This window comes from Caulobacter sp. 602-1 (assembly GCF_003931565.1).
In the GTDB taxonomy this organism is placed as follows: domain Bacteria; phylum Pseudomonadota; class Alphaproteobacteria; order Caulobacterales; family Caulobacteraceae; genus Caulobacter.
On the sequence record NZ_RRYI01000008.1, the window covers coordinates 162,875 to 182,882 of the forward strand.

The window sequence follows — 20,008 nt, forward strand, 5'->3', positions numbered from 1 at the left end:
TACCTCAAATGCTGAAGATCCGTCTCGCCCGTGGCGGCGCCAAGAAGCGTCCGTACTACTCGATCGTCGTCGCCGACAGCCACTCGCCGCGCGACGGCCGTTTCATCGAGAAGGTCGGCACCTACAACCCGCTCCTCAAGAAGGACGACGCCAACCGCGTCACCCTGAAGGTCGAGTCGATCCAGGAATGGCTCAAGAAGGGCGCCCAGCCGACCGACCGCGTCGCGCGCTTCCTGGCCGCGCAAGGCCTGACCACCTGGGCCCACGGCAACAACCCGCAAAAGGGCGCTCCGGGCAAGAAGGCCCAAGAGCGTTCGGCCGAGCGCGCTCAGCGTGAGGAAGACCGCAAGCAAGCCGAGGCTGACGCCAAGGCCGCCGCCGAAGCCGAAAAGGCCGCCGCCGCTGAAGCCGCCGCCGCGGCCGCCGCTGCTCCGGCCGTGGAGGAAGCTCCGGCTGAAGAGGCTCCTGCCGCCGAAGCCCCGGCCGCCGAAGAAACCACCGAAGGCTAAGGGTTCCCGCGCCGCCGATCCTCGCGGGTCGGCGGCGCGACTCTGTCCACGCGATGGCCGCACCTCAAGACGATCCACTGATCCTGGTCGGCCGCGTGGCTGGCGGCTTTGGCGTGCGCGGCGAGGTGCGGATCTCGACCTATACCGAAGACCCGATGAGCATCGCGGCCTTCAAGGCGCTGAAACGCCAGGACGGCTCGCCCGCCCTGACCATCGCCTCGGCCCGCAAGACCAAGGACGGCGTCGTCTGCCGCTGTTCCGGCATCGACACCAAGGAAGCCGCCGACGCCCTGCGCGGCCTTCGCCTCTATGTTCCCCGTTCGGCCCTGCCGCAGCCCGACGAGGACGAGTTCTACCTGACCGATCTGGTCGGCCTGTCGGTCCGCCACGTCGCCACCGACGTCCTGCTGGGTCGCGTGAAGAGCGTCCAGAACTTCGGCGCCGGCGACATTCTCGAGATAACGCCCGACCTGGGCGGCCCCACCTGGTACCTGCCGTTCACGCGGGCGGCCGTGCCCGAGGTCAAGATCGGCGAAGGCCTGATCCTGGCCGACCCACCCGCCCTCGTGGGAGAACCGGAAGGCTCCGCTGAAGACGAAGAGTTGGGCGACCGAGACTGACTTTCGGCGAGGAGCCAGCGATGTCGGACGGAAAATGGCGGGTCACCGCCTCGCGCGTCGTTCACAAGGACCGCTGGATCCATCTTCGCGCCGACGACTGCGTGACCGACGAGGGCGCGGTGGTCGCGCCCTACTACGTGCTCGAATATCGCGACTGGGTCGAACTGGTGGCTCTGGACGCCGAGAGCAACGTCCTGCTGGTGCGTCAGTATCGCCACGCCCTGGGCGACATCTCCACCGAACTTCCGGCCGGCGGCATGGACGCCGACGAGACCGATCCGGTCGAGGCCGCCCGTCGCGAACTGCTCGAGGAAGCCGGCTGCGCGGGAGCCTTGACCCTGCTGGGCGAGACCCGGCCAAACGCCGGCACGCACACCAACCGCATCCACATCATCCTGGCGCGCGATGTGTCGAAGGTCGCGGAGCCGAAGGACGACCCCCATGAACGGATCGAAACCCTCTGGGTCCCGGCCGCCGAGGCCCTGCGCATGGCGCTGGCCGGCGAGATGACGGTGGGCATGCAGGCGGCCTCGCTGTTGCGCGGGCTCGCCGCCGCCGGCGTGGCCAGAATCGAGGCGGTTCAGGCCTGAAGGCCTACTTCCGCACCCGCATCAGGCATTCCTGAGCCACCGAGGCCAGCAGCTTGCCGTCCTGGCTGAACATCTGGCCGCGCACCAGGCCGCGGCCGTGTGAGGCGGCCGGGCTGTCCTGGGCGAACAGGGTCCAGTCGTTGAAGTTGAAAGGCTGATGGAACCACATGGCGTGGTCCAGGCTGGCGGCCTGAATGCCCGGCGTGGTCCAGATCAGGCCGTGCGGGCGAAGGGCGCTTTCCATGAACGCCATGTCCGAGGCGTAGGCCAGGGCGGCCTGCTGCATCCTCACGTCGTCGCCCAGCGGAGCCTTGGCGCGCATCCAGACGTTCTTGGTGCCGGACTTCTTGACCGGCGCGACGGGGTTCTGGGGATCCTCCCAGCGAATGTCGACCGGGCGGGGCCGGCTGGCGATGGCCAGCATCTTCGGATGGATCTGGTCGCCCAGGCTCTTGAGGAACTCGACCTCGGTCGGCAGGGTCTCGGGATCGGGCGCGTCGGGCATGTCCGACTGGTGCTCGAAGCCGTCTTCCGGCGTCTGGAACGAGGCGGCCAGGTTGAAGATCTGCTCGCCATGCTGGATGGCGGCGACGCGGCGGGTGGTGAACGTGCCGCCATCGCGCGCCCGCTCCACCTCGTAGAGCACGGGCGCGGTCACGTCGCCGGGACGGATGAAATAGGCGTGCAGCGAGTGGCAGACCCGGTCCGGCACGGTCTTGTAGGCCGCCAGCAGGGCCTGGGCGATCACCAGGCCGCCGAAGATGCGCGGAAAACCGTCATTGGGGCTGACGCCCCGGAACAGGTTCACCTCGATCGGTTCGAGGTCGAGGATGTCGGCGAGGTTCTCGGTCGTCTGCATGGTGCAGTGCGATAAGCCCGCCAGAGCGCCGCCGCAAGCCGTCACCTTGCGTCAGCCGGCCGCCGTCCCCATCGTGAGGCGATGTTGTGCGTCCCTCCGATCGTCCATCACCCCGCCTTCCGCGCCGAGATGCCAGTCGGACATCGCTTCCCCATGGACAAGTTCTCGCGCCTGGCCACCGTGCTGGAGGCAGAGGGTGTTCCGGGTCCGGACGGCTTCGTGAAGCCCGAGTTCGTCGATGTCGAGACGCTGCTGCTGACCCATACGGAAGATTATGTGCGGGGCGTGATCGAGCTGTCCCTGCCGGCCGAGGTGGTCCGGCGGATCGGCATGCCCAATACCGACGGCGTCGCGACCCGGGCGCTGGCGGCGACCGGCGGCACCCTGCTGGCCGCGCGTCTGGCGCTAAAGCAGGGGATCGCCTGCAATACGGCGGGCGGCAGCCATCACGCCTCGGCCGAGAGCGGCGCGGGGTTCTGCGTGTTCAACGACGTGGCGGTGGCGGCCCGGCGGCTGCTGGCCGAAGGCGCGATCGGCCAGGCTCTGGTCGTGGACCTCGATGTTCACCAGGGTGACGGCACGGCGCGGATCTTCGAGGGCGATCCCAGCGTCTTCACGCTGTCGATGCACGCCGAGAAGAACTTCCCCCACCGCAAGGCGACCAGCGACCTCGACGTCGAACTGGCCGACGGGACCGGCGACGTGGCCTATCTGGAAAAGCTGGGAGAGATCCTGCCGGCGCTGCTCAGCAGCGTCCGGCCGGACATCGTCTTCTTCAATGCGGGCGTGGATCCGCACGCGGACGACAAGCTGGGCCGCCTGTCGCTGACCGACGACGGTCTGGGGCGACGGGAGGCCTATGTCCTGGGCGCTTGTCTTTCTCTTGAGATCCCCGTGGTCGGGGTCATTGGCGGCGGCTACGACGCGGATATCGATCGTCTGGCGGCTCGCCACGCCATCCTGCATCGGACGGCGAAATCTCTTTATTCTTCGGTAGCTTAGTCGTTCGTTCTGTCGCCATCCCCGTCGAGGCGGCCCTTGCGGGCGGCCCGACGGAGGTTACGCGGCGATCACTTACAGGCTCGAAGCGAGCGAACCGGCGATGATGACGAGCGGCAGAACCGCGAGAACGAGCGAGGCGAAACCGGCGACGGCGTTGGTCTTCATGGTCATGGTCTTGATCCCTGTTTTTTGTCTTCCGGCGCCCGTTGGCGTCCGGTGATCAGGGATATAGGCGCTGACCCTCGTTAATGCACGTTACTCATGCTTCATGACGCCGATTTAAGAAACTTTGTCGCACCTAATCGGCATTACAGAGGATTAATGTGGTCGTGGAATTTAGTTTCGCGGGAAACATTATCCTTTGAGACCATCGTTCCGACCTCTGACGATCACTCCTCGCTGGGGGCGACCAGAAACAGTCCCCGCATTGTCGCGATCGGAGCCGAACGCGTCTCCTGCCAGGCCTCGACGTGGACGTTGGCGATGCGCCGGCCCAGCTTCTTGATGCTGGCGCGGGCATAGGTGGTCAGCGGCCGGCCCGAGCGCAGATACTCGATCGAGACGTCGATCGTGCGCGGCTGGCGCTTCATCGGCGCGGCCACCGAAAGCTGGGCCAATGCCGTCATCTCCATGAAGGCGCCTAGCACGCCGCCGTGGATGGCGGGCAGCATCGGGTTGCCGACGATGTGCTGTGCGAACGGCAGGATGGCGGTCATCTCGTCGCCGGCCAGCTCGGCCTTGATCCCCAGGAAACGGGCGTAGGGAATGGAGTCCAGCATCGAGACCAGACGCGTGTCGATGTCGCTCATTGGCCGGCGTCTCCGGTCTTGGTCCGCGGCTCGCGCGGCGGCTTGAGGTTGGCGCCCGGCTTCTTGCCGGCGCTGCTGTCGAGCATGAAAGTCGCCTGAGCGGTGGCGACCGGATCCTCGGGATCGCGGTCGTAGGCCACGGCGCGGACGAAGGCTACCGAGCGTGTCAGCTTGTAGCAGTGGGCTCGGGCCATGACGTCCAGGCCAGGTTCGGCCGCGCGCATGTAGTCGATGCGCAGATCCAGGGTGGCGATCGAGGTGAAGGTCTCCATGGCCGCGTGCACCGCCTGGCCGCTGGCGTGGTCCAGCAGGGTGGTGACCACCCCGCCGGCGATGACCCCCGTCTCGGGATCGCCGACGATCTCGGGGCGATAGGGGACCTTCAGGATGGCGACCGCGTCGCCGATCTCCAGGGTGGTGAAGCCCAGGGCCTTGGCCTGCGGGCTGCCCTCGTTCATCGCCGTGGCGATGAGTTTTGTCTGCTCGTGATCGCTCATGCGGATAGGCTTAGCGCCATAGGCGTTGTCATATCCAGACGTGATCAAGCCCGAAGATCTTCTCTGTCCCCGGCCGGCCGGCCTCTACTGCCCGCCGGGAGACTTTTACATAGACCCCGTCCGCCCCGTGGACCGGGCCGTGATCACCCATGGCCACGCCGATCACGCTCGCGCCGGCCACGGGACGGTCGCCGCCACGCCCGAAACGCTGGCGATCATGGCCACGCGCTATGGCGAGGATTTCACGGGCCGGCGCCAGGCCGTTCCGTATGGCGAGACGATCACGCATAACGGCGTCGAGGTGACCCTGGTCCCCGCCGGCCATGTGCTAGGTTCGGCCCAGGCGGTGGTGCGCTGGAAGGGCCTGACCATGGTCGTCTCCGGCGACTACAAGCGCCGCCGCGACCCGACTTGTGCGCGGTTCGAGCCGGTGCCGTGCGACGTGTTCATCACCGAGGCGACCTTCGGCCTGCCGGTGTTCCGCCATCCCGACGACGCCGGTGAGATCCGGAGCCTACTGGCCTCGGTCGAGCAGTTCCCCGAGCGCTGCCACATCGTTGGGGCCTATGCCCTGGGCAAGGCGCAGCGGGTGATCCGGCTGCTGCGCGAGGCGGGCTGGGACAGGCCGATCTTCGTCCATGGGGCGCTGGAACGGCTGAACGCCCTTTACGAGGCGCATGGCGTGGAGCTTGGTCCGCTGGCCCCCGCCACAGCCTCGGGCCCGAAGGACGCCTTCGCCGGCCAGATCATCATCGCGCCGCCCAGCGCGGTGGCCGACCGTTGGTCGCGGCGGTTCCCCGATCCCGTCGACTGTTTCGCCTCGGGGTGGATGCGGGTGCGGGCCAGGGCGCGCCAAAGGGGCGTCGAGCTGCCGCTCATCCTCTCCGATCACGCCGACTGGGACGAACTGACGGCGACCCTGAGCGAGCTGCGGCCTGGCGAGGTCTGGATCACCCATGGCCGCGAAGAGGCCCTTGAGCGCTGGTGCGCGCTGGAAGGCCTGCCGGCGCGGGCGCTGCGGCTGATCGGCTACGACGAGGAAGAGGGCGAGTAACCCTCAGGGGCGACGCCGACATAGCGCGCCCGGGGCCGGATCAACCGCCCGGTCTGAAGCTGCTCGATCGCGTGCGCCGCCCAGCCGGCGCTCCTGGCCGTGGCGAACAGGATGAACGGCCCGTCCGGCGGCAACCTCAAGGCTCGCGCGAGGGTCACCAGGGCGAAATCAATGTTCGGCGTCAGGCCGGTCGCGGTCTCGGTCGCCGTTCGGAGGTCGGCCAGCACGGGCGGGGCCTCGAACGCCGACAGCAGCGCCGCCGCGCGCGGGTCGCCATCGGGATAGAGCGGATGGTTGAAGCCGGGCATCGTCGCGCCGCGCGCCAGTCTCGCCGAGACCGCATGGACGGCGTCGCGCCGCTCGGCCTCCTCGACGAAGGCCTCCACCCGCGCCGCCATGCCGCCGTGCAGCGGGCCGGACAACGCCGACAGCCCCGCCAGGCAAGCCGCCGACAGCGACGCCCCGGTCGAGGCCGCGACCCTCGCGGCGAAGGTCGAGGCGTTCAGCTCGTGGTCGGCCAGCAAAACCAGGGTCCGGCGGACGAGGTCGGCGCCGGCCGCGTCCAGACCCCAGGCGGCCGCGAAGCGGCCGTGGGCGGGACCCTCGCCGTTCTGGCCGGTAGCGGCGTCGACCACGGCCTCCAGCAGATCGGCGGCTTCCATGGCCAAGGCCAGCGGTGCGCGGCCCCGAGCGGGCGGCTCGCGCCCGGCGCGCGCGGCCAGCGTCAGGAACAGTCGGCCCCGCGCGCTGTCGGCGACCGGCGGCTCCGGACGGCGGGATGATTTCAGCGCCGCGCCATGGCCGCCGCGCAGCAAGCGGCCGACATTCTCCAGCGTCAGGCCTTGCTCGGCCAGGGCGACGGCGTCGCGACCGCGATACCAGAGTTTCCCGCCGGCCACGGTGGTGATGGCCGAGGGCAGGACCGGCTCGCCCCAGGCGATGGCCTCGGCGGCGACGTCGGCGGCGCGGCGGCCGCGCGCCTTCCTCTGGGCCAGGGCCGCGACGTCCGAGGCGCGATAAAGGCTGCGGCGCGGATCGCGCGGGTGGGCGACGGCCTCGATCCGACCCCGGCTGACATAGGCGTAGAGGGTCTGCGGCCGGATCCCGAGCCGCTCCAGAACCTGATCCGCGTCGAGCCAATCCGCCATATAGATTGATTATATTGATCAAGATTGACGATCAAGCTGGGGCGGCGTCTTTCGGCGGCGAAAGGAGACCGAACATGTCCGATGGTCTTGAGGGCGTCGTCGCCGCCCGCACCGTTCTGTCCGATGTCGACGGCGCCAGGGGTCGCCTGGTGATCCGAGGCTACGCCGTCGAGGATTTGTCGGGCCACACCCGTTATGAGGAGGCCGCCCACCTGCTGTTCGACGGCTTCTTCGAGGACGCGCCATCCGACCTGGCGCCAGCGCTGGGCGAGGCCCGGATCCGCGCCTTCGCCGAGGTCGCCGCCCTGGACGAGGGCCTGGCCCACCGTGACCCGGTCGAGGCCATGCGCGCCCTGCTGGCCCGCTTGCCCGACGGCGACGACCTGCCGACAGCCCTGCTGCTGATCGCCGCCCCCGCCGTCTTCACCCCCGCCGTGCTGCGCGTCGCGAAAGGCGAAAGCCCGGTCGCGCCCGACCCGACCCTGTCGCACGCCGCCGACATCCTGCGGATGAAGCGCGGAACGCCCGCCACCGACGCTGAAGCCGCCGCGCTGGACGCCTATCTGGTCACGGTCTGTGACCACGGCCTCAACGCCTCGACCTTCGCCGCCCGGGTGGTGGCCTCGACCCGCGCGGGCCTGACCTCGGCGGTGCTGGCCGGGCTCTCGGCGTTGAAAGGTCCGCTTCACGGCGGCGCGCCAGGGCCGGTGATCGAGATGCTGGACGCGATCGGCGCGCCGGGGAACGCTCGCCCGTGGCTGGAGAAGGCTCTGGCGCGCGGCGATCGGCTGATGGGCTTCGGCCATCGCATCTACCGGGTCCGGGATCCTCGCGCCGACGCCCTGAAGACGGCCGTGCGCAAGCTCGCGGCGGCCTCGGACAGCCTGCCCGGGCGCCTGGCCTTCGCCGAGGCGGTCGAGCGCGCCGCCCTGGAAATCCTGCGCGAGCACAAGCCCGATCGGCCTCTGGACACCAATGTCGAGTTCTACACGGCGCTGCTGCTCGAGGCGCTGGGGCTGCCGCCGTCCAGCTTCACCTGCGTCTTCGCCATGGGGCGCGTCTCCGGCTGGCTGGCCCATGCTCGCGAACAACTGGCCGGTGGCCGGCTGATCCGGCCGCAGTCGGTCTATGTCGGACCCGAGGCGCGCGCCGCGGCTTAGGGCGCTCGCGAGTCGTTCGCGCTGGGCAGGCGAAACCGCCTTGCTAAAGTGCGGCCATGACTCTCTCCGCCACCTCGCCCGGAACCCGCGCCGCCACCCGACGCGTGGCCCTGCTTTCGGTCGCGGTCGCGGCGATCCTGATCGTGGTCAAGGCGATCGCCTGGCGGATGAGCGGCTCGGTGGCGATCCTGGCCTCGCTGTCGGATTCGGCCCTCGATCTGGTCGCCTCGCTGATCACGGTCTACGCGGTGCGCTACGCGGCCGAGCCGCCCGACGCCGAGCACCGCTTCGGCCATGGCAAGGCGGAAGCGTTTTCCAGCCTGATGCAGGGCGGCCTGGTCTTCGCCTCCGGCGCCCTGATCGGGCGGGAGGCGATCGACGCCCTGCTGCATCCGCGTCCGGTCCAGCACGGCCTGGCCGGGGTGGTGGTGATGATCGTCTCGATCGGCCTGACCCTGGCCCTGATCACGGCCCAGACCCGTGTGGTGAAGGCCAGCGGCTCGATCGCCATCTCCGGAGACCGGGCCCACTACGCCGCCGATCTGGCCTCGAACGCCGTGGCCCTGGTCGGCGTGGGCGCGGCGACGTGGCTGGGCCTGGCCTGGATCGACTCGGCCGCGGGCCTGGTGGTGGCGCTGTGGCTGATCTGGGGCGCGATCGGCGTCTTCCGCGAAGCTTCGGCCCAGTTGATGGACCAGGAACTGCCCGAGACCGAACGTGAGCGGATCGTTCTCCTGGCCACCACCGATCCGCGCGTTCTGGGCGTTCACCAGCTGCGCACCCGCGCTTCCGGTCCCTACGTCCATATGCAGATGCATGCCGACCTGGCGGCGGACATCTCTCTGGCCGAGGCGCACACCATCATCGTGGCCGCCGAGAACCGGCTGCTGGAGGCCTTCCCGTCGGCCGACATCATCATCCACCCCGATCCGAGGGGGCTGGCCGAGAAACACGGCGGTTTCTTCGCCGAAACGGTCGAGGGTTGAGTTCCTCGAGCCGGTGAGGGTACGGAACCTTATGGACGACGCCCTCTCTCATCTCCCCCGCGCCTTCTCCGACAAGACCGTGCTGGTCCTCGGCGACGTGATGCTGGACCGCTTCATCTATGGCGCGGTCGACCGCATCTCGCCCGAGGCGCCGGTGCCGGTGATCGCGGTCGAGAAGGAAACCGCCATGCTGGGCGGCGCGGGCAATGTCGCGCGCAACGTCGCGGCCCTCGGCGCCAAGGCGGTGCTGATCGGTCTGGTGGGCCAGGACGACGCCGGCGCGGCCCTGCGTGGCATGATCGACGCCGAGCCGGGGCTGGAGGCGGAGCTTGTCGCCGATCCCCAGCGCCGCACGACCGAGAAGGTCCGCTACATTTCCGGTTCGCACCAGATGCTGCGCGTTGATCGAGAGGATCGCGGCCCCGGCGACGGGGCGGCGCTGCTCGCGGCCTTCGCGGCCCGTTTGCCCGCCGCCGACGTCGTGGTGCTGTCCGACTACGCCAAGGGTGTGCTGAGCGCCGAGGTGGTGCGCGGGGCGATCGACGCGGCCCGCGCCGCCGGCAAGCCGGTGATCGTCGATCCCAAGAGCCGCGACTTCGCCCGCTACGACGGTGCGACCCTGATCAAGCCCAACCGCAAGGAGGCCGCCGAGGCCACCGGCATCGTCGACAACTCGGATGAAGCCTCCGAGGACGCCGGCGCGGCCATCCTGGCCATGGCCCCGGGCCTGGAGGCCGCTCTGATCACGCGTGGGGGGGCCGGCATGACCCTGTCGGTGCGCGGCCAGCCGCACGTTCATCTGCCAGCCACGGCGGTCGAGGTGTTCGACGTCTCCGGCGCCGGCGACACCGTGGCCGCGACCCTGGCTCTGGCCGTCGCGGCCGGGGCGAGCCTGGCCGACGCCGCGCGCCTGGCCAACCTGGCCGGCGGTCTGGTCGTCGCCAAGCTGGGCACCGACGTCGTTACGGCCGCAGAACTGACGGCCGTCGCGGTCTCCACCCAAGGCGAGCCCGGCGAGATCAAGATCGCCGACCGCGATCTGGCTCGGCGGATCGTCGAGGGCTGGCGCGCGCGCGGGCTGAAGGTCGGCTTCACCAACGGCTGCTTCGATCTGCTCCACCCCGGCCATGTCTCGCTGCTCAGCCAGGCCAAGGCCGCCTGCGACCGGCTGATTGTCGGCCTCAATACCGACGCCTCGGTCTCCAAGCTGAAGGGGCCCTCCCGGCCGGTGCAGAAGGAGCAGGGGCGCGCCACGGTGCTGGCCTCGCTGTCGTCGGTGGACCTGGTGGTGCTGTTCGGCGAGGAGACGCCCCTGGCGCTGATCGAGGCGTTCCGGCCAGACGTGCTGATCAAGGGCGCGGACTACACGGTCGAGACGGTGGTCGGGTCCGATATCGTCCTCGGCTATGGCGGTAAGGTTGTTCTGGCCGAGCTCAAGCAAGGGCAGAGCACGACGAACCTGATTGCTCGCATGAACAGCTAGCCGCGAGCGCGTCAGGCGAAGTGTGCGCGGTTCGCCGCCCGTACGCGCGGCAAAAGAGTTCAAAGCGCCGTACAAAGGTCTGCTTTTCTTGGGTAAACCCCGTTCGGCAATCTGTTGTTAAGCAAAGCGGCGCATCGCTCTTTCGATGCAGCCTGAGCGCACCTGGGCATGAGCGTCGAACGCACCCTACACCATTTCCCTCTCGACCCCGCCTCGCGACAGGTGCGTCTGGCGCTGGGCGAGAAGCGGCTGCCGTTCCTCGAGATCCAGGTCCGCTACTGGGAGATGCCGCCGGAGTTCACCTCGCTGAACCCGTCGGGCATGCCGCCGGTGCTGGTCGAGACGCGCCACCAACGCAACCTCGTCGTCTGCGAAACCCGGGCCATCCTCGAGCACATCGAGGAGACCGAGCCAGAGCCGCCGTTGCTCGGTCGCGACCCGGCCGAGCGCGCCGAGGCGCGCCGCCTGCTGCAGTGGTTCGACCGCAAGTTCGACAACGAGGTCAACGGCTTCCTGCTGCACGAGAAGATGGAGAAGCGCCTTCTTCGCATGGGCGCGCCGGACCTGGCCGCCCTGCGGCAGGGGCGCGAGGCGCTGCGGGCGCATCTGGGCTATATCGACGGCCTTTTGCAGACCCGCGACTGGCTGGCTGGCCGTCGCATGAGCCTGGCCGACTTCGCCGCCGCCGCGCACCTCTCCGTCATCGACTATTTCGGCGATGTGCCCTGGAAGGACTTCTCCACGGCGAAGACCTGGTACATGAAGTTGAAGTCGAGGCCGGCCTTCCGTCCGATCCTGGCCGACCGCTGGCCCGGCCTCGCGCCGGCCGCGCATTATGACGACCTCGACTTCTGAGCTGAGCTTTCAAACCATCAAGGACGAGATTCGCGCCGAGGCCCTGAACCTGGGGTTCTCGGCCTGCGGCTTCGCCGACGCGGCGGCGGCCTGGCCGAATGGCGCGTGGCTGGAGGCCTTCGTCGCGGCCGAGCGCCATGGCGAGATGGGCTGGATGCAAGAGACGCTGGAGCGGCGCTCGCATCCCACGGCCATGTGGGCGGATGCGAGGTCGGCGGTGGTGCTGGGCGTCAACTATGGCCCCGACATAGATCCGCTGGAGCAGCTGGCGCGCGGCGACCACGCGGCCATCTCTGTCTATGCCCAGGGCGACGACTATCATGATGTCATCAAGAAGCGCCTGAAGCTGCTGGCCGGCTGGATGCATCGCCGGTTCGGCAACGACGTGAAGGTGTTCGTCGACACCGCGCCGCTGATGGAGAAGCCGCTGGCGCAGCGGGCCGGTCTGGGCTGGCAGGGCAAGCACACCAACCTGGTCTCGCGCCAATTCGGCTCCTGGCTGTTCCTGGGCAGCGTGCTGACCACGCTCGACCTGCCGCCGGATGAAGCCGAGGTCGACCACTGCGGCCGGTGCAGCGCCTGTCTCGACATCTGCCCGACGAGAGCCTTTCCGGCGCCTCGCCAGCTGGATGCGCGGCGGTGCATCTCGTACCTGACGATCGAACTCGCCGGTCCCATCCCCGCGGAGTTCCGCGAGGCCCTGGGCAATCGGATCTACGGCTGTGACGACTGCCTGGCGGTCTGCCCGTGGAACAAGTTCGCGTCGCTGTCGAGCGAGGCCAAGCTCCAGGCCCGAAAGGAACTGCGGCAACCGACCCTGGCGGACCTGGCGGCGCTGGATGACGCCGCGTTCCGGAGCCTGTTCTCGAAGAACCCGATCAAGCGCATCGGCCGCGACCGCTTCGTGCGCAACGTGCTCTACGCGATCGGCAACAGTGGCGATGTCGGCCTGATGGCGGTGGTCGAGCCCCTGCTGACCGACCCCGCGTCCGTGGTGCGCGGCGCGGCCGTGTGGGCCGCGCGGCGACTGCTCGCGGACGCCTCGGCGCTGAAGCGCGCCGAGGACGATCCCGAGGTCCTGGCCGAGTGGGCCTGAGGGTCTATTTCAGCAGGTCCTCGATGGCGGCGCGGGCGGCGGCGCCCAGTTCCGGATTGGCCAGGGCCAGGGCGACATTCGCGCGCAGCAGGCCGATCTTGTCGCCGCAGTCGTAGGTGACGCCTTGGTATTCCAGGGCGTGGAAGTCCTGGGTGGTCAGCAGCTTCAGCATCGAGTCGGTCAGCTGGATCTCGTTGCCGGCGCCCTTCTCCTGGCTGGCCAGCAGGTCGAAGATCTCGGGCTGGAGGATATAGCGGCCGCTGATGAACAGGTTCGAGGGCTCCGTGCCCTTCGGCGGCTTCTCGACCATGCCGGTCATGCGGTTCAGGCGGCCGTCCTGGCCGTCCAGCGCGACGATGCCGTACTGGTGGGCCTGGCCCTCGGGGCAGGGCTCGACCACGACGATGTTGCCGCCGACCTGGTCATAGGCCTCGATGGCCTGGGCCAGGGCCGACTTCTGGGCGTGCATGACCATGTCGGGCAGCATGACGGCGAAGGGCTCGTCGCCAATAATGTCGCGCGCGCACCACACCGCATGGCCCAGGCCCAGCGGGGCCATCTGGCGCACGAAGCTCATTTCGCCCGGCTTGGGCAGCTCGGCCAGCAGTTCGTCGAGCAGGGCGGTCTTGCCCTTGGCGGCCAGGGCGGCTTCCAGCTCGACCTGGTGGTCGAAATAGTCCTCGATCGCGCCCTTGTTGCGGCCGGTGACGAAGACGAAGTGCTCGATGCCGGCCGCGCGGCCTTCGGCGATGATGTAGGACAGGATCGGCCGATCGACGACGTTCAGCAGTTCCTTCGGGGTGGTCTTCGTGCCGGGCAGCACGCGGGTGCCAAAGCCGGCGACAGGAAGGACGGCTTTACGAACGGGTTTCATGAGCGGCTCGCCTGATGTTCGGGAGGCCGTTTCTAAGAGGGCTGGCCAGCGAAAGCCACCACTGTTCCGTGAAATCGCCTTCCGCGCGGGTCAATGCTTGCACGGAGATGGAATCGCGGGCGGTCCGTGCTAGCTGGACGGCCTGAACGTTTGAGGTCTGTCATGCATCGTCGCGCTCTTCTCGTCACCCTCGCCGCCGCCGGCTTGGCCCTGGCCGCCTGCGGGCCCAGCAAGAAGGCGCAGGAAAACCTCTCCATCGCCGACGAATTCATGGCCAAGAACGCCAAGGAGCCCGGGGTCGTCACCCTGCCGCAAGGCCTGCAGTACAAGGTGGTGCGCGAGGGGCCTCAGGGCGGCCTGCACCCGACCCAGGCCGACGAGGTCAAGGTCCACTACGAGGGCAAGCTGCTGGACGGCACGGTGTTCGACTCCAGCTACGAGCGCGGCGTGCCGGCGGTGTTCCCGCTGGACGGCCTGGTCCCGGCCTGGGTCATCGCCCTGCAGCGCATGAAGGCCGGCGACGAGTGGATCCTCTATGTGCCGCCGGCCCTCGGCTATGGCGCGCAGGACAAGGGTCCGATCCCGGCCAACAGCGTGATGATCTTCAAGATCGAGCTGCTGGACGTGAACCGTCTGGGCCCGGGCAAGCCGAAGGAATAGGCCGCCTTAGACGGCCCGCGGCGGATAGCCCTTCTCGCGCAGGGCGTTCATGACGTCCTGGGTGTGCTGGGCGTCGCGGGTCTCGATGGTGATGTCGAATTCCGCGCCCTTGGCAGGGACGTCCAGGGCCAGGCGGTTGTGGTTGACCTCGATGATATTGGCGCCCATCGCGCCGATCACGCTGGCCACCGTCGACAGCAGGCCGGGACGATCGTCGCCGATGATCCGCAGGCTGATCAGGCGCTGGGCGCGGACGAGTTCGCGGGTCAGGACCGAGGCCAGCAGGCGGGTGTCGATATTGCCGCCGCACAGGATCAGGCCGCACTTCTTGCCCCGGAAGCGTTCCGGATAGGCCAGCAGGGCCGCGAGCGACGCCGCGCCGGCGCCCTCGGCGATGGTCTTCTCGACATTGCAGTAGAGCGCCACGGCCTGCTCGATGTACGGCTCTTCCAGCAGCAGCACGTCGTCGATCAGCGGGCGGGCGACGCCATAGGTCAGGTCGCCGACCGTCTTGACCGCCACGCCCTCGGCGATGGTCTGGCCGCCGCAATGGGCGGTGATGCCGCGCATCTTGGCGGTGAAGGACGGGTACATGGCCGGCTCGCAGCCGATGATGTGGATGTCGGACTTCAGCGCCTTGGCCGCCGTGGCCACGCCGCTGATCAGGCCGCCGCCGCCGATCGGCACCGGTAGAACTTCCAGGTCCGGCGCGTCTTCCAGCATCTCCAGGGCGATCGTGCCCTGGCCGGCCATGATGTCGTAGTCGTCGAACGGGTGGACGAAGGTCAGGCCCTGCTCGTCGCGCAGCTTGCGGGCGTGGGCGTTGGCGTCGTCATAGGTCTCGCCTTCGATGATCACGGTCGCGCCGAAATCGCGGGTGTGCTGCACCTTCACGAACGGCGTGGTGCGGGGCATGACGATGGTGACGGGCACGCCGAGGCGAGCGCCGTGATAGGCAAGACCCTGGGCGTGGTTGCCGGCGCTGGCGGCGATGACGCCCTTGGCCTTCTCGGCGTCCGACAGCAGCATCAGCTTGTTCAGCGCGCCGCGCTCCTTGTAGGCGGCGGTGAACTGCAGGTTCTCGAACTTCACCCACACCTCGGCGCCGGTGATCTTCGACAGTGTCTTGGAGTGGCGGCACGGGGTGCGCTCGATCTGACCCTTCAGGCGGCCGGCGGCGGCTTGGATGGAGGCGAGGTCGAGGGTCATCGGGTCAGCACTCTGTCGCGGCGAGGAACGGGCCGTGGCGGGCGTCTAACACGGTCGAGCCGGCAAAACACCCCTTGGCCATGCCCCTCAGGGCGCTTCGCGCAGGAGGTTTTCTATCGCCGCCCAAGCTTCTGGTTCAGTCAGCATCGGCGCGTGGCCCACGCCGGGGACCTCGGCATAGGCCATGTGCGGCGCGGCGGCGCGCATGCGCTCGGCGATGGCGGGGTCGATCAGGTCCGAGATGCCGCCGCGCACCAGCAGCAGCGGCCGGTCCTTCGCCAAGGCCCGGAACAGCGGGTACATGTCCGGCGGAGCCAGGGCCTGCCCTCCCTTTGGGCCGCCTTCGGCCTGTGACTTCGCGGCCGCTTCGGCGGCGGCCTTGATCGGGGCCGAGATGTCCGGGTCATAGGCCAGAACGAAGCCGCCGTCCTTTTCATCGAACAGGCGGCGCGCGAAGGCGTCCCACTCTTCGGCCGAATAGGCGGGGAAGGCGGCCTCATTGATCGCCTTGGCGTAGGCCACGGCGTCGTCCCAGGTCTCGAACCGGCTGGCCATGCCGGTATAGCCGGCGATGCGGGCCAGGCCGACAGGCGACAGCTCGGGGCCGACATCGTTCAGCACGGCGGTGGCGATCGCCTCGGGCTTCAGCGAGGTCAGCACCATGGTGATCAGCCCGCCCATGCTGGTGCCGATGAACACCGCCTTGTCGATCCCGGCCGCCTGGAGCAGCGAGACGATGTCGGCGGCGTAGGTTCCCGGATGGTAGTTCATCGGGTTCGGATCGCGCGCCGACAGGCCCCGACCGCGCACGTCGACCGCCAGCACGCGGCGGCCCGTGGCGGCGATGCGCGGGGCCAGGTTCTCGAAGTCGCGGGCGTTGCGGGTCAGGCCATGGATGCAGATCACCGGCAGCTTCTGGGTCTCGCCGCCAGAAACGCCCATTGGGGCGTAGTCACGGGCGTGCAGTGGCAGGCCTTCGTGCGAGGTCCAGAAGAAGTCGGTGAAGCTCATGGTCAGGCCTCGTAGGTAAACGGCGAATCGATCTCGCTCAGCAGCGGCGCGGCGTTGTCGCGATCGTTGGCGGTGATCTCAATTGCGGGGATAGGCCAGTCGATGCCGATGCCCGGGTCGCTCCAGCGCACCGCGCCCTCGGCGGCGGGGGCATAGTAGCCGGTCACCTTGTAGAGCACTTCGCAGGCGTCGGTCAGGGTGACGTAGCCGTGGGCGAAGCCCTTGGGGACCAGCAGCTGCTGACGGTTCTCGGCCGACAGCTCGGCCCCGACCCACCGGCCATAGGTCGACGAGCCCTTCCGGATGTCGACCGCGACGTCGAAGATCGACCCGACCACGCAGCGCAGCAGCTTGTCCTGGGCGTGCGGCGGCTTCTGGTAGTGCAGGCCGCGCTGGATGCCGCGCGTCGTGGAGCGGACATGATTGTCCTGGACGAACGCGGCCTTGAAACCGGCCTCCTCAAGCGCCGACTGGCGGAAGGTCTCGGAAAACCAGCCCCGCTCATCGCCATGGCGCGCGGGCGTGATAAGCAGCACTTCGGGGATCGCCAGCGGCGTGATCTTCATGACGCGTATTTGCCTTGAGAAACGAACCGGCCACCGATGCCGCCTGAGACGATGGAAAACAAGACCGGCCCGCTCGTTAGCGTGATCATCGTCTCCTACCAGAGCGGACCGACCCTGGAGCCGTGCCTGGACAGGCTGGCGGCTCAAACCTTCCGCGACTTCGAGACGATCCTGATCGACAACGCCTCGACCGACGGCGCGCCCCAGGCGGCGGCCAAGGCCCATCCGTGGGTCGATTTCGTCGAGGCCGGCGCCAATCTGGGTTTCGCGGCGGGCAACAACTTCGCGGCCCGGCGCGCCGAGGGTCGCTGGCTAGTCCTGCTCAATCCCGACGCCTACGCCGATCCCGAGTGGCTGGCCGAGCTGATGGCCGGCGTCGACCGCTATCCGACCGTGAAGAGTTTCGCCTCGCTGCAGCTGTCGGCCGACGAGCCGGGTCTGCTGGACGGGGCCGGCGACAATGTCACCAGCGCCGGCATACCGTTCCGAGGCGGGTATCGGCGGCGCGAACCCGCGGTCTTGCCGGAGGGCGAGGTGTTCTCGGCCTGCGGCGCGGCCATGCTGATTGACCGAGAGCTGTTTCTCGCGGTCGGCGGCTTCGACGAGCGCTACTTCTGCTACTGCGAGGACGTCGACCTGGGCTACCGCCTGCGCCTCTACGACTACCCGACCCTGCTGCTGCCCAAGGCCAAGGTCGCCCACGTCGGTTCGGCCAGCACGGGCGTGCGGTCGGACTTCTCGATCTTCCACGGGTCGCGCAACCGCATCTGGACCTTCGTCAAGAACACGCCTGGCTGGCTGTTCCCGGTCACCCTGCCCCTGCATGTGGCGGTGACGGCGGGCCTGCTTCTGCTGCACTGGCGGCGCGGCGACGTGGCGCCGGCCATCCGGGGCATCAAGGCGGCGCTGAAACGCGAGGACCTGGATCAGGTCTTGGCGGACCGCCGCGCTATCCAGGCCAAGCGCAAGGCTTCGCCGGGCGCGATCCTGAGGGTGATGTCGATCGACCCGGCCGCGTTCATCGGCCGGCGATTCGTGATCAGGAAGTGGCGCGGTTAGGTCGAGAGGTCCTCGATCAGCCGGCGCATGAAGGCCGCGCCGCGCTGCATCTGGCTGATCTCGACATATTCGTCGGGCTGGTGGGCCTGGTCGATCGAACCGGGGCCGCAGATCACGGTGGAGAAGCCCGCGCCCTGGAACTGCCCGGCCTCGGCGGCGTAGGGCACGACCCGAGCCGGGCCGTTGTCGCCGGCCAGCTTGCGAGCGAAGGCCTCGGCGACGCCGTTCTCTTCCGGCGCGAAGGCCGGGGTCAGCGATCGGCGCTCGACCTTGACGCCGCCCTCGGGCGCCTTGGCCTTGATCTCGGCGTCCATGCGCTCGACCGCCGCGAAGAAGTCGGCGAGGATCGCCATGGGTTCCAGATTGGCCGGGGTGCGCAGGTCGAAGACGAACACGCATTCGCGCGCCAAGATGTTGACGGCGGTGCCGCCATTGACCTGGCCGACGGTCAGGGTCGCGCCCTTCGGGATGAACAGCGAGTTCGGATCGGCCTCGCGCTCCAGCCTTTCGGAAAGCTCGACCAGCATCGCCATCAGCTTGATCGCCGCCATGTTGGCCGAGACGCCCAGGTGGGTGAGGCTGGAATGGGCCTCGCGGCCCGTCACCGTGACGATGAAGCTGGCGATGCCCTTGTGGGCGCGGACGGCGACCATGTCGGTGGGCTCGCCGACCACGACGAGGGCCGGGCGAGGCAGGTCGTTGGCGATGACCTCGATCATGTCCGGCGCGCCCAGGCATCCGACTTCCTCGTCATAGGAGAAGGCCAGGTGAACGGGCTTCTTCAGCGTCGCCTGGGCCAGGTCGGGCGCGGCGGCCAGGGCCAGGGCCAGGAACCCCTTCATGTCGCAGGTCCCGCGTCCGTAGAGCCGTCCGTCGCGCTCGGTCAGCACCCACGGATCGCTGGACCACGGCTGGCCGTCGACCGGCACGACGTCGGTATGGCCCGACAGCACAACCCCGCCCTCGACCGCTGGCCCGATGCTCGCCAGCAGATTGGACTTGGTCCCGTCCGCGTTCGGCACCCGGCGGCTCGGCACGTCCAGATGAGCCAGATAGGCCTCGACCCACTGGATCAGCTCCAGGTTCGAGCGGCGCGATGTGGTGTCGAACGCCACCAGCGTCTTCAGGATGTCGACGGCGCGGGCGGACAGGACTTCGGATGAGGAAACCATGCGCCGAGCCTAGACCCGTTCGTTCGCCGACGCCTACCCGCGCGCGGCGAGATCGCTAGACTGCGCGGTGTTGACCTCCATGTAGGCAGCCAGAGTTTTCCTGGGAGACGCCCCGTGATCGACCTCTACACCTGGACCACGCCCAACGGCCGCAAGGCCTCGATCATGCTGGAGGAGGTGGGCCTGCCCTACAGGGTCCACCCGGTGAACATCGGCAAGGACGAGCAGTTCGACCCGAAATTTCTGGCCATCTCGCCCAACAACAAGATCCCGGCCATCGTCGACCACGACGCGAGTGGTGGCCCGCAGACCGTGTTCGAGAGCGGCGCGATCCTCGTCTATCTGGCCGAGAAGACCGGCAAGCTGCTGGCGCCCAGCGGGCCGGAGCGCTGGGCGGCGCTGGAATGGACCTTCTGGCAGGTCGGCGGCCTGGGGCCCATGGCCGGCCAGTACAACTATTTCGCCCTCCGCGCCGACGAGAAGATCCCGGCCGCCATCAACCGGTTCGGCGATGAGGTCACGCGCCTTCTGGGCGTGATGGATCGGCGGTTGAACGACCATCCCTGGCTGGCCGGCGAGCACTTCTCCATCGCCGACATCGCCAGCTATGCCTGGACCAAGGCCATTCTCGCCGCCCTGGCCAAGGCCGAGCCCGACCGCGAACCGGGCGTCCCCGCCGTCGAGGCCTGGCTGCAGGCGGTGGGCGACCGACCGGCCGTCCAGCGCGGCATGGCCGTGCCCCAGGTTTAGGAAAACGTCCGCCGCGCCAGGAAAATCGGCCCCGCCTCA

The 20,008-nt window shown here is 68.7% G+C and carries 23 protein-coding genes; 13 read left to right on the forward strand and 10 right to left on the reverse strand.

Translation table 11 applies throughout. From position 1 onward, the window contains the following. The first annotated feature begins 8 nt into the window (after window positions 1-8). The 3 genes from rpsP to EIK80_RS21280 are packed head-to-tail and all read left to right on the forward strand — an operon-like array spanning window position 9 to window position 1,719. Window positions 9-509, forward strand: coding sequence for a 30S ribosomal protein S16 (gene rpsP / locus EIK80_RS21270; protein ID WP_125159016.1), 501 nt, complete (start codon window positions 9-11; stop codon window positions 507-509). Window positions 510-562: 53 nt separating this feature from the next. Then, window positions 563-1,129, forward strand: coding sequence for a ribosome maturation factor RimM (rimM, locus tag EIK80_RS21275; RefSeq protein WP_125159017.1), 567 nt, complete (start codon window positions 563-565; stop codon window positions 1,127-1,129). 20 nt (window positions 1,130-1,149) lie between these two features. Further along, complete coding sequence (locus tag EIK80_RS21280) at window positions 1,150-1,719, forward strand: NUDIX hydrolase (protein ID WP_125159018.1); 570 nt, start codon at window positions 1,150-1,152, stop codon at window positions 1,717-1,719. 4 nt (window positions 1,720-1,723) lie between these two features. Here EIK80_RS21280 and EIK80_RS21285 read toward each other — a convergent pair whose 3' ends face one another. Then, a complete protein-coding gene (locus EIK80_RS21285) occupies window positions 1,724-2,578 on the reverse strand; it encodes an acyl-CoA thioesterase II (RefSeq protein ID WP_125159019.1) in 855 nt (284 codons plus the stop codon). An 81-nt stretch (window positions 2,579-2,659) separates the two neighbouring features. On the opposite strand from EIK80_RS21285, the gene EIK80_RS21290 reads away from it, so the two are divergent. Further along, complete coding sequence (locus EIK80_RS21290) at window positions 2,660-3,580, forward strand: histone deacetylase (RefSeq protein ID WP_125159020.1); 921 nt, start codon at window positions 2,660-2,662, stop codon at window positions 3,578-3,580. A gap of 72 nt (window positions 3,581-3,652) precedes the next feature. On the opposite strand, the gene EIK80_RS21295 is transcribed toward EIK80_RS21290, so the two are convergent. The 3 genes from EIK80_RS21295 to EIK80_RS21305 form a co-directional block, all read right to left on the reverse strand. After that, entirely contained in the window at window positions 3,653-3,751 is a 99-nt protein-coding gene (locus EIK80_RS21295; protein WP_125159021.1) for a hypothetical protein, read from the reverse strand. 218 nt (window positions 3,752-3,969) lie between these two features. Next, window positions 3,970-4,389, reverse strand: a complete 420-nt coding sequence (locus EIK80_RS21300) for a PaaI family thioesterase (protein WP_125159022.1) — start codon at window positions 4,387-4,389, stop codon at window positions 3,970-3,972. Continuing rightward, on the reverse strand, window positions 4,386-4,886 hold the full coding sequence (locus EIK80_RS21305; RefSeq protein ID WP_125159064.1) for a PaaI family thioesterase: 501 nt from the start codon (window positions 4,884-4,886) through the stop codon (window positions 4,386-4,388). Before EIK80_RS21305 ends, EIK80_RS21300 begins: the two co-directional genes overlap by 4 nt. Window positions 4,887-4,911: 25 nt before the next feature. Between EIK80_RS21305 and EIK80_RS21310 the strand changes: the two genes are divergently transcribed. Next, window positions 4,912-5,940, forward strand: coding sequence for a ligase-associated DNA damage response exonuclease (locus EIK80_RS21310; protein WP_125159023.1), 1,029 nt, complete (start codon window positions 4,912-4,914; stop codon window positions 5,938-5,940). On the opposite strand, the gene EIK80_RS21315 is transcribed toward EIK80_RS21310, so the two are convergent. After that, the gene (locus EIK80_RS21315) at window positions 5,916-7,088 is read right to left on the reverse strand and encodes a citrate synthase family protein (RefSeq protein ID WP_125159024.1); all 1,173 of its coding nucleotides are present in this window, start codon (window positions 7,086-7,088) and stop codon (window positions 5,916-5,918) included. The genes EIK80_RS21310 and EIK80_RS21315 overlap by 25 nt on opposite strands. A gap of 74 nt (window positions 7,089-7,162) precedes the next feature. Here EIK80_RS21315 and EIK80_RS21320 point away from each other — a divergent pair, with 74 nt between their 5' ends. The 5 genes from EIK80_RS21320 to queG all read left to right on the forward strand — a co-directional run bounded on the left by EIK80_RS21320 (window position 7,163) and on the right by queG (window position 12,668). Further along, entirely contained in the window at window positions 7,163-8,248 is a 1,086-nt protein-coding gene (locus tag EIK80_RS21320; RefSeq protein ID WP_125159025.1) for a citrate synthase/methylcitrate synthase, read from the forward strand. 56 nt (window positions 8,249-8,304) lie between these two features. Next, on the forward strand, window positions 8,305-9,234 hold the full coding sequence (locus tag EIK80_RS21325) for a cation diffusion facilitator family transporter (RefSeq protein WP_125159026.1): 930 nt from the start codon (window positions 8,305-8,307) through the stop codon (window positions 9,232-9,234). A 31-nt stretch (window positions 9,235-9,265) separates the two neighbouring features. Continuing rightward, complete coding sequence (gene rfaE1, locus EIK80_RS21330; RefSeq protein ID WP_125159027.1) at window positions 9,266-10,717, forward strand: D-glycero-beta-D-manno-heptose-7-phosphate kinase; 1,452 nt, start codon at window positions 9,266-9,268, stop codon at window positions 10,715-10,717. A gap of 168 nt (window positions 10,718-10,885) precedes the next feature. After that, complete coding sequence (gene fzlA / locus EIK80_RS21335) at window positions 10,886-11,572, forward strand: FtsZ-binding protein FzlA (RefSeq protein ID WP_125159028.1); 687 nt, start codon at window positions 10,886-10,888, stop codon at window positions 11,570-11,572. Continuing rightward, window positions 11,553-12,668, forward strand: a complete 1,116-nt coding sequence (queG, locus tag EIK80_RS21340; RefSeq protein WP_125159029.1) for a tRNA epoxyqueuosine(34) reductase QueG — start codon at window positions 11,553-11,555, stop codon at window positions 12,666-12,668. Before fzlA ends, queG begins: the two co-directional genes overlap by 20 nt. A 4-nt stretch (window positions 12,669-12,672) precedes the next feature. Here queG and EIK80_RS21345 read toward each other — a convergent pair whose 3' ends face one another. Next, the gene (locus EIK80_RS21345; RefSeq protein WP_125159030.1) at window positions 12,673-13,542 is read right to left on the reverse strand and encodes a UTP--glucose-1-phosphate uridylyltransferase; all 870 of its coding nucleotides are present in this window, start codon (window positions 13,540-13,542) and stop codon (window positions 12,673-12,675) included. Window positions 13,543-13,704: 162 nt separating this feature from the next. On the opposite strand from EIK80_RS21345, the gene EIK80_RS21350 reads away from it, so the two are divergent. Beyond that, window positions 13,705-14,202 (forward strand): FKBP-type peptidyl-prolyl cis-trans isomerase, encoded by a 498-nt coding sequence (locus EIK80_RS21350; protein ID WP_199743576.1) that lies wholly within the window; start codon window positions 13,705-13,707, stop codon window positions 14,200-14,202. Between the two features lie 6 nt (window positions 14,203-14,208). Here the strand turns inward: EIK80_RS21350 and EIK80_RS21355 are convergent, their stop codons facing one another. From EIK80_RS21355 to rfbC, 3 genes are all read right to left on the reverse strand, one after another. Further along, the gene (locus EIK80_RS21355; RefSeq protein WP_125159032.1) at window positions 14,209-15,411 is read right to left on the reverse strand and encodes a threonine ammonia-lyase; all 1,203 of its coding nucleotides are present in this window, start codon (window positions 15,409-15,411) and stop codon (window positions 14,209-14,211) included. Window positions 15,412-15,498: 87 nt separating this feature from the next. Beyond that, complete coding sequence (locus EIK80_RS21360; RefSeq protein ID WP_125159033.1) at window positions 15,499-16,422, reverse strand: alpha/beta fold hydrolase; 924 nt, start codon at window positions 16,420-16,422, stop codon at window positions 15,499-15,501. A 2-nt stretch (window positions 16,423-16,424) separates the two neighbouring features. Further along, window positions 16,425-16,988, reverse strand: coding sequence for a dTDP-4-dehydrorhamnose 3,5-epimerase (rfbC, locus tag EIK80_RS21365; protein ID WP_125159034.1), 564 nt, complete (start codon window positions 16,986-16,988; stop codon window positions 16,425-16,427). 36 nt (window positions 16,989-17,024) lie between these two features. Here rfbC and EIK80_RS21370 point away from each other — a divergent pair, with 36 nt between their 5' ends. Beyond that, entirely contained in the window at window positions 17,025-18,047 is a 1,023-nt protein-coding gene (locus EIK80_RS21370; RefSeq protein WP_125159035.1) for a glycosyltransferase family 2 protein, read from the forward strand. On the opposite strand, the gene argE is transcribed toward EIK80_RS21370, so the two are convergent. Next, window positions 18,044-19,219, reverse strand: a complete 1,176-nt coding sequence (gene argE / locus EIK80_RS21375; RefSeq protein WP_125159036.1) for an acetylornithine deacetylase — start codon at window positions 19,217-19,219, stop codon at window positions 18,044-18,046. The genes EIK80_RS21370 and argE overlap by 4 nt on opposite strands. 114 nt (window positions 19,220-19,333) lie before the next feature. Here argE and EIK80_RS21380 point away from each other — a divergent pair, with 114 nt between their 5' ends. Then, window positions 19,334-19,969 (forward strand): glutathione S-transferase family protein, encoded by a 636-nt coding sequence (locus EIK80_RS21380; protein WP_125159037.1) that lies wholly within the window; start codon window positions 19,334-19,336, stop codon window positions 19,967-19,969. The last annotated feature ends 39 nt before the right edge of the window (window positions 19,970-20,008 follow it).